Raw genomic sequence first — 12,422 nt, 5'->3', positions numbered from 1 at the left:
AATTTAATTTCAGGAGAGAAAATGGGTTTTTTCAAAAATGCTTTAAAACCAGTTTGTTTTTTATTAGTTTTAACTATTTATTCAATACCTTGCTTTGCAGATGAGATTACAGACTCTATTAATGAAGGAATGGAATATTATAAAAGTGGTGACTTCACAAGTTCGATATCATCCCTTAGGTATGCGACCCAGCTTATTCAGCAAAAAAAAGGAGAAACCCTTGAAACGATTCTTCCCAGACCTCTTACTGGGTGGTCATCAAATCCGGCAACTTCAAATTCAGTAGCAGGAGAACTTTTCGGAGGTGGTCTTTCAGCTGAAAAATCATACCAAAAGGATAATAGCAGAATCAAAATTGCAATCCTTACTGACTCACCTATCATGCAGGGAGTAATGATGATGATGTCAAACCCAATGATGATGTCATCTGGCGGTGGAAAACTAAAAAAAATAAAAAACCAGAAAGCTGTTGTTAACTATGATGAAATGAATAAAAACGGAGAAGTTCAGCTGGTTGTTGTAAACCGTTTTCTTGTAACAATTTCCGGAAAAAATATAACAGAAAACCAACTTCTTGAATATGCAAAGGCAGTAAACTATCTTAAATTGTCCAGATTTCCTTAACTTTAATCTAAATTAAGCGATTTTCAATTTTGCTGCATATAACGGCAAATTGTATCAGGCTATACTTTTGCTATGTGTGATACAATTTAACGCAGTAGATGCAACAAAATTGGAAAGCCCGAAAGGTTTTATATTTTAATTCATTAAAAATTTTTTAATTTAAAAATATGAAACGCTCAACTTTTGTTTAATAAACCATTTGATTCATGCTTTGAAAATCCGTTTTCGCAACAACTCAATTCTTTGTAAAAACAGATTTCTTAATTAATGGCCCTAATAAAACTGCCTTTTATCCCATTTCAAATTCAGATTCAAAATTTGATCCTAAAATATTCTTATATCCCAAAGATTAATTTTCTTGATTTATTGATTTTTTATTGTTACTGGTTGGGCCAGACAAGGAGTTATTATGAAATTAAAAAGATACGAAAAAATTGCAGCCGATATTGAAGAGCAGATTTCCAGCTCGAAATTAATGCCGGGAGATAAAATATCCAGCGAAAGAAGACTTGCTTCTCATTACAATGTTTCAAGAAACACTGTCCGTGAAGCTATAAAAACACTGGTAGAAAAAAATGTATTACTCACCAGGCCAGGTTCTGGAAACTTTGTTTCAGAAAATGCAGCCCAGATAATTTCAAGGATTTTGGAAAAATCCGTGAAAAACAGCAAAAAAAGGCTGAAAGAAATTATTGAACTAAGAAAAATAATTGAGCCCGGGATTGCCTTTCTTGCTGCTGAAAAAATCAATGAAAAACAAATTATTGAACTTGAAAAAATTATCAAAGACCAAAAGGAAGCTGTTAATTCAAAAACAACCTATTCAAAACTTGATGAAAATTTTCATAAAATAATAGCAAAAGCGTCTTCAAACTCAGTTCTTTTAAGTCTTTATGAAAAACTTGGAAATATAATTGCAGAAACAAGAGGTGAAGAGCTGATCACCCCTGAAAGAATAAAAAACTCCATTATCCTTCATAAAAATATTTTAGAAGCTCTAAAAAACAAAGATTCAAAAAAAGTATGGGCCCTAATGGCTGAACACCTGGAAGAAATAGAAGAATCAATTAAAAAATAAAGGACTTAAATCATGACATCATTTCTGCTTTACATGGCTCTTGGAAGTGCGGCAGGTTTTCTAGCGGGGCTTCTTGGAATAGGAGGAGGACTTATAATAGTCCCTGTTCTTACAATAATGTTTACCCACTTTGGGCTAAACGAAGCCTATATTCTTCATATGGCTCTGGGAACCTCACTTACAAGTATTATTTTCACATCAATATCAAGCATGTATGCCCACCACAAAAAAGAAGCTGTGTTCTGGTCCACAGTTTTTAAAATAACACCTGGAATACTTGCAGGAACCTTTGCTGGTGCATGGCTTGCATCTATGCTTTCAACTAATTTTTTAAAGGTTTTTTTCAGTGTTTTTCTTTTTTATGTAGCAACTCAAATGATCCTTGGAATAAAACCAAAACCAGCAAGAACTATTCCAAAAGCTCCTGGAATGTTTGCTGCAGGAGGAATAATAGGTGTTTTTTCAAGCCTTGTGGGAATTGGAGGCGGTTCACTTTCAGTTCCTTTTTTAACCTGGTGTAATGTAAAAATGCATAAAGCCATAGGAACATCTGCCGGCATAGGGTTTCCAATTGCCATAGCAGGAGCTGCAGGTTATATAATCACAGGTCTTGGAATAGAAGGACTCCCCGAATATAACCTTGGATTTGTAAACCTTGAGGCACTTTTAGGTATAGTAATTGCCAGTATGATTTTTGCCCCCCTTGGAGCAAAGCTTGCCCATAGTCTCCCTGTGGACAAACTTAAAAAAATATTTGCGGGCCTTCTTTATCTGCTGGCAATAAGAATGCTTATTTCATTATTTTAAAACAAAAGGGCTTGCCGTAAAAGGCGGCAAGCTTAAAAATTATTTAACTAAAGTTTTAATTAAACTGTCCTGAAAAACTTGCCTTCCTTTCGAAACATCCTTTAAATTCTTGTGGTTCTGTTTTTTTTATTGCATAATGAAAAACAGCGTTCATATGACTTAAAGCTCCTTAAATATAAACATTTTTTTATTATCTATAAGGGGGCATCTTGTTTTTTAAAATAATAAGGCCTTTGTTTTTATTGTTTTTTTGCTTTTATTTTCCTGCGAAAAAAAAGAAATCCTCATTGGATTTTCAGGTCAATTAACCGGAATAAATTCTGACCTTGGAATCCAGGGAAGAAATGGAGTAATTCTTGCCCTTGAAGAAATAAATTCATCTGGAGGAATTGCAGGAAAAAAAATCAAATTAATAATAAAAGATGATCAAGGAACTCCAAAAGGTGCAATAAAAGCTGACAAGGAACTTATCAAACAAAATGTTGTTGCAATTATAGGCCATATGACTTCAGACCAAACCATGGCAGCTCTTCCTATTCTTGAAAAATCAAACACTGTTTTATTAAGCCCCACGACCTCAACACCTTTATTGTCAAACAAAAAGGATTTGTTTTTCAGAATTCAGGGAAGTTCTGATTTCAGTGCAAAAGCTCTGGGCGAATTTGCCAAAAACAATTTTAATTTAAAAAACTTTCTAATTATAAAACAAAAAAAACAACTCTAATTTTACTAAACCTTATACAAAAAACTTCTTAACAAGTTTTGATAATAAAAACACATTTATAAAAGAAATAGCTATACCAGCCAAAATTGAAGAAATCAGAGAAATAATTCCCAGAGTTTTTTTGACCCAAGACTTTGACGGAGTTTTAATAGTTGCTTCTTCAAGAGCCTCACCTTCTATTGCTCAAATTTTAACTTATATGGAAAAAACACCGGTTATTTTTATTACCATCTGGGGAGCTACCGAATCTTTAATAAGGCAAGGAGGAAAGTCTGTCGAAGGAGTTTTTCTTGAAAAAGCAGGGTTTACAGATAAATCAAAAACAAATTATATCAATTTTCTTGAGACCTATATCAACAGGTTTGGATACAAGCCTTCATTTGCAGCTGAACAAGGATATGATTCCGTAAAACTTCTTGCAAAAGCACTTATTGAAACAAAAGGAAAAAAACAAGGACTTGAAAACGCTCTTGTGAATATAAAAAACTTTAACACCTTACAAGGAAACTTAACCATTACTGAGTTTGGAGATGCAATTTTTCCTGTAAGCATTTTAAAAGTCAAAAACTCAAATTTTGAAAAAATAATGGAAATTCAACCGGAATAAGGAAAGAGTAAAGTGAAAAAACTTTCTACCATGATAAATGATTTTTTTATTAAATGGCTGCTTTTTCCTGCATCTATATTTATAATTATTTTTTCATTTTTCTGGGCCTGTATAGAAGTAAAAGAAATAAAAAAGCTTCAGCTTTATTATACTGAGGATATCGGCCGCCATGTAAAAACCTACCTTGATAATTGCAAAAATAATCTAACCCACGTGGAACTCCACCTTGACCCCAATAATTCAGCTGAAACTAAAATAAAAAAAGTTACAGGAGCAGAATTATCCTTTGATGCAGTCTGCCTTCTTGATGAGAATATGACAACAATAAGATCTGTACCCTATAAATCTTTTAAAGGGGATTTTTCAGGATTTATAAATAAAAAAAACAAAAACAGCAGCTTTTTTTTAACCTCACCCTACTATTCAATCCTGAAAAACAAGACCTCTGTTGCAATGGTAAAAAAAACTGAAAAATCCAAGGGGTTTATTCTTGCAGAGCTAAACCTTTCACAATTGGATGACTATATAAAAAAGCTGACCTCTTCAATAAAAAACGGCAGAATTTTTTTAACAGATTCCTATGGAAACATTATTTCCCATTCAAACAGATTCCTTGTAAATTCCCGAACAAATTTCGGAGATAAACTAATAATAAAAAAATTAAAAAACAATGAAACATTTTCAGGCTTTTTAATTGATGATGGAAAATGTCACCTTATCAGTGCCGGAAAAATTCCTTCTGCTGACTGGATTATTGTGATGGAACAAGAGGCATTCTCCATCTTATGCCCTCTTTTAATTTATGGAATTTCACTTCTTATATTTGTTTTAACTCTTTTTTATATTTTCATTTTTCTTTTCAATAGAAAAATTTACAAATCAGCTGTACTTCCTATTACAGGATTTGCAAAAAAAATTGATTCAATAAAAAATCTTGGAACAACTAATTTTATATCTTCAAAAAAAGAAACTTTTGAAGAACTTGGTACCCTTGAAAAAAGTTTTTTAAAAATGCGTGATACAATACTAGAAAGAGAAAAAGAGTTAAGAGAAAGCCGTGAAAAATACATGGGAATTGTGGAAGACAGCCCAAGTCTTATCTGTTCTTTTTTGGCTGACGGAACCATTGTTTTTGTAAATAAAGAATATTGCAGATATTTTAAAAAATCGCCCAAAGAGATTATTGGAACAAATTTTTTAAAACTTCTTCCAGAAAAAACTGGAAAATTTATACTTAAAAGCCTTTCTTTGCTAACACCTGAAGCACCCATCCAGACAAATGAACACATGGTCATTGGTCGAAATAAAAAGTTAAGATGGCATAAATGGACATACAGGGCAATTTTTGACAACCTTGGAAATGTTTCAGTTTTTCAGGGTACAGGCGAAGATATAACAAAAAAGAAAATAGATGAGGAAAAACTTGCAGCCGAACGGGAAAGACTTTCTATAACACTGAAAAGTATTGGTGACGGTGTTATTACAACAGATACAGACGGAAAAATTATACTTGTAAACAAAGTTGCAGAACAATTAACAGGGTGGAAACAAGAAGAAGCAAAAAATAAAAAACTTACTGAAGTATTTAATATAATAAATGAAGAAACAGGCCTTCCCTGTGAGAATCCTGTTGAAAAGGTTCTTTTAACAGGAGAAATGGTTGAACTTGAAAATCATACAACCCTTATTTCAAAAACAGGAGAAAAAAGGGCTATTGCTGACAGCGGAGCTCCCATCAAAGACAGGAAAAACAAAACAATAGGAGTTGTTCTTGTTTTCAGGGATACAACAGAAAAAAAGAAACTCCAGGAAGCCCTTGTAAAAACAGCCAAACTAGACTCACTTGGAGTTCTTGCAGGAGGAGTAGCCCATGATTTCAACAACCTTTTAGCTGGAATTTTTGGATATATTGAACTTGCCCTTATATTTTCAAATGATCCCAAAGTTAATAAATTCCTAAACAAAGCAGTGGGTGCAATGGACAGAGCCAAAAGCCTCACAGGCCAGCTTCTTACCTTTTCCAAAGGCGGATTTCCTATTAAAGAACCTGGGCTTTTGTTTCCTTTTATTAAAAAAACAACTAAATTTGCATTAAGCGGTTCAAACATAAAATGTCATTTTAAATTCCCTGAAAAAAATGTTTTTTGCAATTTTGACAAAAATCAAATGGCTCAGGTAATTGACAACCTTGTAATAAACGCAAAGCAGGCAATGCCTTCAGGTGGAGAACTTGATATTGAATCTGAAAATATTTTTATAAAAAACCATCCCATACTTAATCCAGGAAATTATATAAAAATTTCAATTAAAGATACAGGTGGTGGAATTCCCCTGAAAATTAAACCAAAAATTTTTGACCCTTTTTTTACAACTAAAGAAACAGGACATGGAATAGGGCTTTCCACCAGTTATTCAATAATTGAAAAACATGGGGGAACAATTGAAGTTGAATCAGAACCTGGTAAAGGTAGTGTTTTTAAAGTTTATCTTCCTTCTTTTGAAACCAAAACCAGGGAGCAAAAAAGTTTTGAAATTAAAGAAAACCACAGCGGCTCAGGAATCATTCTTATTATAGACGATGAAAAGCTTGTTCTTGAAATGATTTCATCCATGGTTAAAACCCTTGGTTATGACTCAGAGTTAAAAGAAAGCCCTAAAGAGGCCATTAAATTTTTCAAGGAAAAAATAAACTCAAAAACAAAAATATCAGCAGTTATTTGTGATCTGACAATTCCAGGAGAAATGGGAGGAAGGGGAATTGTTGCTGAAATAAGAAAATTTGACAAAAAAACACCTGTTTTTGTAGCAAGCGGATATTCTGAAAACCCTGTAATGATAAATCCTAAAAAATATGGTTTTACTTCAAGCATTTCAAAACCATTTAAAAGATCTGAGCTGGCAAAGCTTTTAAACACCTATCTTGACAAAAATTAAAATCACTGAAAAACTGATAATGATTTTTAAAGCTTTTATCTAAAGTATAAAGGTCTCAATTTTTGTTCAAAGGAGTGTTTTTTGTTTAATAAAGTATTACTGCCCATAGCAGGTTACGAAAGCCTTAGAAAAGCTGAAAAATTTGGAAATTTTCTTAATGCTTTAAAAATAAAAGAGATTGTGCTTTTAAATATCGACCCCTCCAAATCAAAATCACTTAAAAAAATAAGCCCATACATTAGCATTTTTCAAAAACAAAATTTCAATGTTCAAACTATCTGGGAAAATGGAGATGAAACCTCAGAAATAATAAAAACAGCGGTTTCATCCAAAGCTGAGCTTATCTGTTTTTTATGGAAAAGAAAAAATACACTTAAGCGTATTGTTTTTGGAAGCATTTCAAAGGATGTGATAAGACTTTCCACTACCCCTGTTTTTATTTTCAAATCACCAAGGAAAAAAACGGAAAAAATCAACAGGCTTTTTTTTCCAACAAAATTTGAAAAAATAGACTCAAAAATTCTTCCCTATATTATAGAGAGCAAACTCACTTTTGATCATCTTATAATAATCAATTCAGGCCAAAGAGCTCCTGACCCAGAAACTGAAAAAAACAGAATAAACAAGGTAATGGAAAAACTTAAAAATTTAAAAAACTCCTGTATTAACTCCTTTTCAGAAATTGAAATTTTTTCATGTGTTGGAAAGGCCAGAAAAATTATACCAAGATTTGCAAAAAAATATGATTCTGACCTTATTATAATAGGAAAAAACGATGCTGATTCCTCTTATTCAGCCATCCTTGGAAGTGCTGCTGAAGCCGTATCCCAAAACAGTCATTGTTCTGTATTAATAATTCCTCCTCAATAAAAAAAGAGATAATTATGAAATTAAAAAACAACAGCGTTTTTATTGTTTCACTTATAATTACCTTAACCTTGGTTGGTTTTGGTTTTTTTGTTCCTGAAAAACTTGATGTTTTTTCATCTGAAATTCATTTGTGGATAATAGAAAACTGTGGATGGGCATATCTTTTATCAACATTTATTTTCCTTGTTTTTGCTCTTTTTCTGGCAATGGGCCCATACAAGGAAATAAAACTTGGAAAAGATGAGGAAAAACCACAATTTACATACTTTGGCTGGATAAGCATGCTTTTTGCCGCAGGAATGGGAATAGGGCTTATTTTCTGGGGAGTAGCTGAACCACTTAATCATTTCCAAAATCCTCCTGACTATCTTGATTCAAAATCTGGTGCAGCTGCAATGTTTGCAATGAAATATTCTTTTTTTCACTGGGGATTTCATCCCTGGGCAGTTTATATTGTGATGAGCCTTGGAATTGCGTATTTTTCTTTTAGAAGGGGAATGCGACCCCTTATTTCAAGCTGCTTTTACCCTCTTATTGGAGATAAAATATTTGGAATTCCAGGAAAAACCATAGATGTTCTTGCTGTTTTTGCCACTGTTTTTGGAATTTCAACTTCTCTTGGGCTTGGAGCAATGCAGATTCATTCAGGTCTTACAGAAGTTTTTGGTCTTCCAAATGAAATAAAGTATACTCTTTTAATAATTGCTGTTGTTACTTTTTTCTTTATAATGTCAAGCATTACAGGACTTTCCAAAGGAATTCAGATTTTAAGCAAAGCAAATATAATAATCCTTTTAATTTTGATTTTATTTATGTTCATTGCCGGACCTACCTCATATATTTTAAATGTATTTACCTCAACCCTTGGAAATTATTTGTCATCCCTTGTTTCAATGAGTCTTAATCTCCATCCTTTTGAAGGATATGAATGGACAAAATCATGGACAGTTTTTTACTGGGCATGGTGGATTGCCTGGTCTCCTTTTGTAGGACTTTTTGTGGCAAGTATTTCAAGGGGAAGAACAATTAAAGAATTTGCTTTTGGATTGCTTCTTGTTCCCACCCTTTTAACCTTTGTATGGTTTTCAATTTTTGGAGGGGCTGCTCTTTATATTCAAATTGAAATGGGACAAGATATTGCTTCAACTGCAGTGGCAGATATCTCAATTGTTTTATTCAAACTTTTTAATTATTATCCCTTTGGAATGGGACTTTCAATTCTTGCAGTTTTACTTCTTTCTGTATTTTTCATAACATCAGCTGACTCTGCAACCTTTGTTCTTGCCATGATGACATCCAATGGAAACTTCAATCCACCTGTGGCTAAAAAGCTTTCATGGGGAATTACCCAGTCTCTTGTAGCCTCGGTTCTTCTTGTTTCAGGAGGACTTGGAGCTTTGCAGAAAATGTCAATTGCTGCTGCCCTTCCCTTTACCCTTATTTTGCTTTTACTTTGTGTTTCCCTTATAAAAGCTTTTAACTATGAATTAAAATATGAAAGAAAAACCCATGATCCTGGTTGATAAACCCTATGTTTCAAAACTTTTAAAAGACACAATTATTAAAAACAATTTTCCCTTTGCAGATCTTTCAGAAGATAAAAGTTTTAATTTTAAAAACAAAAGCCTATCCACAAAAGATGCTGTAAGTTTTATACAAAAAACAAAAGATTTTTCCATTTATACAACTTCTGAAAACACCATAGGCTGGATAAATAAAAACCTTGATTTTACAAATTTGGGTGAAAAAATTGATCTATTTAAAAACAAGGCTAAATTTAGAAATCTTGTTAAAGAAAATTATCCCAATTATTTTTTCAAAGAAATAAAATTTGCTAATCTTTTTGATACAGACCTTTCAGAATTTGAATTTCCAGTTATATTAAAACCTTCAACAGGTTTTTTCAGTATGGGGGTATATAAGGTTCCGGATAAAGAAAAATGGCCTGAAGTTCTTAGCAAACTTAAAAATGAAATTAAACACCTTGAAAATATTTACCCTCCTGAAGTTATGGCAACCGACTCTTTTATAGTTGAAAAAGAAGCTTTAGGAGATGAATATGCTGTTGATGCCTATTTTGATAACAATGGAAAGCCTGTAATTGTTGGAATTCACAAACACCTTTTTTCAGGTGATAATGATGTCAGCGACAGGGTTTACATAACTTCAAAGGAAATAATTGAAGAAAATATAAAAGAGTTTACCCTCTTTCTTGAAAAAACAGGAAAACTTGCAAAAATTAAAAATTTTCCTGTTCATGCAGAACTAAAAAAAGACAAAAACAACAATATTATTCCAGTGGAAATAAATCCCATGAGGTTTGGCGGCTGGTGTTCAACAGCTGATATGACTTATTATTCATACAAATTTAACCCTTATGAATATTATTTTCTCAATAAAAAACCCGATTGGAATGAAATTTTAAAGAATAAAAAAGACAAAATCTTTTCAATTATTGTTCTTGATAATTCAACCGGGGTTGAAACTTCTAAAATAAAATCATTTGATCATGATAAACTTTTAAAAGGTCTTTCTTCTGTTTTAGAATACAGAAAAATTGATTATAAAATTTACCCTGTTTTTGGATTTATTTTTGCTGAATCTAACAAGGATAAAATGGAAGAAATTTTTTATCTTCTTAATTCTACCCTTAATGAGTTTATTGAGGTTTAAAAATATTTTAGCAGTTTTGGATTAATCCCCAAAACTGCTGAAATATAATGAATAAAGAGTTTAATAATTTATATTTTCATACCAGCTCTAAACCCCTGGTGAACAGCATGAAAAGCAAGACCTATGTTTTTACTGTCCCCCACACAATCAAAAGGAATTTCAAGGTTTTCAATTATTTTCAAAAGGGAATTCTCAGATTTTGAACCAGCTGCAAGAACAACAGAATCTGCCCAAATTTCTTCTTTTCCTTCAGATGTTTCGACAATTACCCTGTCATCTTCAATTTTAAGGGCTTTTGTCTGAACTCCTGTTTTTATTCCAATTCTTTCAATTTCCTGAATCATTGTCCATCTTGTTGTTTTTCCAATGTCTTTTCCAATATTATCTGTCATTTCTATAAGAGTAATATTTTTTGTGCCTTTTGAAGCTCTTTGTCTTATTACTTCAGGATCTTCAGCTTTATTTACAAGAAGAAATTTTACAATATCAGAAGACATGGCTCCGCTTTCTCCAAGAAAAATTGCGGTTTCAACACCAACGGCTCCGCCTCCTATGACAACAACATTTGTTCCGGTGAAAACTTTTTTGTCCAAGACATCCCAGGCCTGAACAACATGGGGCTTGTCTGCTCCTTCAATTGGAGGAGATAAAGGCTTTGCTCCCGTTGCAAGAATTATATGATCTGGATTTTCTTTTTTTATTAATTCTTCATCTACTATTGTATTAAAATTTACTTTTATATTTTTCATCCTTATCTGATAATCAAGATCTTTGGCAAGTTCTTCAAATTCAGCTCTTCCAGGAGGGGCCGCTGCTAAAAAAAGCTGTCCTCCAAGCTTGTCTGAAGATTCATAAAGTGTAACATCATGGCCTCTTTCAAAGGCTGAAAGGGCTGCACTCATTCCTGCTGCTCCGCCTCCTATAACCATTACTTTTTTTACAAAGTCTGATTTTTCAATTTTTGTTTCCCTTTCATAAGAAGCCCTTGGATTACATAAACATTCAACAGCTTTAAGCTTCATGAGATTATCAAAACAACCTTGAGCACAGGCAATACAATGAATGATTTCCTTTTCTCTTCCTTCCTTTGCCTTTTTTGGAAGATAAGGATCAGCTATAAGACTTCTTCCCATGGCAACCATGTCACAGATTTCATCTGCTATAAGTTCCCTTGCTGTTTGAGGATCATTTATTCTATGGCTTGCGATTACGGGAATATCCAAAATTTCTTTCATTTCCCTTGTAAGATATCCAAAAGCTGCCCTGGGAACAAGAGCCTGAATCTGGGGAACAACTCCTTCATGCCACCCAACATTTATACAAATTGAATCAACAAGTTTTTTATCAGCTAAAAGCTTTGCATAAATTTTAAGTTCGTGTCTGTCCTGACCGCCTGGCATCATGTCATTACCGTTTATTCTTGCAAGAACCGGATAATCCTTACCAACATAGTTTCTGACAGACTGCATTACTTCAAGTCCAAATCTCATTCTGTTTTCAAGGCTTCCGCCATATTTGTCAGTTCTTTTATTTGTAAGAGGAGATAAAAACGCACTTATAAGATAGCCGGTCCCATTTAAAACCTCAACAGCATCAAAACCTGCATCTTTACATCTTTTTGCAGCTTTTCCAAAATTTTCAACTATTTCTAAGATTTCTTCCTCACTAAGAGGATGGGGAGTTTCTCCTGTCATTTTGCTTGCAATTGCTGAAGGTGCAACAGCAGGCCTGTTTCCTATAAAAAAAGAAAAATTATATCTTCCTGAATGGTTAAGTTGAATACAGGATTTTGAACCGCCGTTTTTTATTGAATCAGAAAGTCTTTTAAGACCCGGAATAAATTCATCTTTATGGGCACCAATATTTAAAACATTACCTGATTTATCATCTATTGTGGCATATCCTACACAAATAAGCCCTGCTCCTCCAAGGGCACGCTCATGGTAAAAATCTTCAAGTCTTTGGGTAACTTCAAAATTATCTGCCATTCCAAGATGCATGGCAGGAAGATAAATCCTGTTTTCAAGTTCAAGTTTTCCAATTTTTACGGGAGCAAAAAGCGGATCTTTCTGCAAATATAATTTTGTCATAATTTCCCTCATGTT

At 33.1% G+C, this 12,422-nt stretch carries 10 protein-coding genes; 9 read left to right on the top strand and 1 reads right to left on the bottom strand.

Annotated elements, in window-relative coordinates:
• Nucleotides 1-21: 21 nt before the first annotated feature.
• From RBR53_04285 to RBR53_04245, 9 genes are all read left to right on the top strand, one after another.
• Nucleotides 22-624, top strand: coding sequence for a hypothetical protein (locus RBR53_04285; GenBank protein ID MDY0131868.1), 603 nt, complete (start codon nucleotides 22-24; stop codon nucleotides 622-624).
• 409 nt (nucleotides 625-1,033) lie between these two features.
• Nucleotides 1,034-1,702, top strand: a complete 669-nt coding sequence (locus RBR53_04280; GenBank protein ID MDY0131867.1) for a FadR/GntR family transcriptional regulator — start codon at nucleotides 1,034-1,036, stop codon at nucleotides 1,700-1,702.
• A gap of 12 nt (nucleotides 1,703-1,714) precedes the next feature.
• Nucleotides 1,715-2,509, top strand: coding sequence for a sulfite exporter TauE/SafE family protein (locus RBR53_04275; protein MDY0131866.1), 795 nt, complete (start codon nucleotides 1,715-1,717; stop codon nucleotides 2,507-2,509).
• 250 nt (nucleotides 2,510-2,759) lie between these two features.
• Nucleotides 2,760-3,233 carry an ABC transporter substrate-binding protein gene (locus RBR53_04270; GenBank protein ID MDY0131865.1) on the top strand — a complete coding sequence of 158 codons (474 nt, stop codon included), beginning with the start codon at nucleotides 2,760-2,762 and terminating at the stop codon, nucleotides 3,231-3,233.
• Nucleotides 3,234-3,354: 121 nt separating this feature from the next.
• Nucleotides 3,355-3,840, top strand: a complete 486-nt coding sequence (locus RBR53_04265; protein ID MDY0131864.1) for an ABC transporter substrate-binding protein — start codon at nucleotides 3,355-3,357, stop codon at nucleotides 3,838-3,840.
• Nucleotides 3,841-3,852: 12 nt separating this feature from the next.
• Complete coding sequence (locus RBR53_04260; GenBank protein MDY0131863.1) at nucleotides 3,853-6,774, top strand: PAS domain S-box protein; 2,922 nt, start codon at nucleotides 3,853-3,855, stop codon at nucleotides 6,772-6,774.
• A gap of 81 nt (nucleotides 6,775-6,855) precedes the next feature.
• On the top strand, nucleotides 6,856-7,644 hold the full coding sequence (locus tag RBR53_04255; protein MDY0131862.1) for a universal stress protein: 789 nt from the start codon (nucleotides 6,856-6,858) through the stop codon (nucleotides 7,642-7,644).
• Nucleotides 7,645-7,658: 14 nt separating this feature from the next.
• A complete protein-coding gene (locus tag RBR53_04250; protein ID MDY0131861.1) occupies nucleotides 7,659-9,167 on the top strand; it encodes a BCCT family transporter in 1,509 nt (502 codons plus the stop codon).
• Nucleotides 9,139-10,317 (top strand): ATP-grasp domain-containing protein, encoded by a 1,179-nt coding sequence (locus RBR53_04245; protein MDY0131860.1) that lies wholly within the window; start codon nucleotides 9,139-9,141, stop codon nucleotides 10,315-10,317. Before RBR53_04250 ends, RBR53_04245 begins: the two co-directional genes overlap by 29 nt.
• Before the next feature lie 68 nt (nucleotides 10,318-10,385).
• On the opposite strand, the gene RBR53_04240 is transcribed toward RBR53_04245, so the two are convergent.
• Entirely contained in the window at nucleotides 10,386-12,407 is a 2,022-nt protein-coding gene (locus RBR53_04240; GenBank protein ID MDY0131859.1) for an FAD-dependent oxidoreductase, read from the bottom strand.
• Nucleotides 12,408-12,422: the final 15 nt, after the last annotated feature.

It is taken from the genome of Desulforegulaceae bacterium (assembly GCA_034006035.1).
Taxonomy (GTDB): domain Bacteria; phylum Desulfobacterota; class Desulfobacteria; order Desulfobacterales; family JACKCP01; genus JACKCP01.
Note: the sequence above shows the minus strand (reverse complement) of the source record. Positions and strands in the feature narration are given on the sequence as shown.

Coding starts and splice junctions, on each gene's coding strand:
- RBR53_04285 (MDY0131868.1), top strand. CDS start 22: ATGGGTTTTTTCAAAAATGCTTTAAAACCAGTTTGTTTTTTATTAGTT.
- RBR53_04280 (MDY0131867.1), top strand. CDS start 1,034: ATGAAATTAAAAAGATACGAAAAAATTGCAGCCGATATTGAAGAGCAG.
- RBR53_04275 (MDY0131866.1), top strand. CDS start 1,715: ATGACATCATTTCTGCTTTACATGGCTCTTGGAAGTGCGGCAGGTTTT.
- RBR53_04250 (MDY0131861.1), top strand. CDS start 7,659: ATGAAATTAAAAAACAACAGCGTTTTTATTGTTTCACTTATAATTACC.
- RBR53_04245 (MDY0131860.1), top strand. CDS start 9,139: ATGAAAGAAAAACCCATGATCCTGGTTGATAAACCCTATGTTTCAAAA.
- RBR53_04240 (MDY0131859.1), bottom strand. CDS start 12,407: ATGACAAAATTATATTTGCAGAAAGATCCGCTTTTTGCTCCCGTAAAA.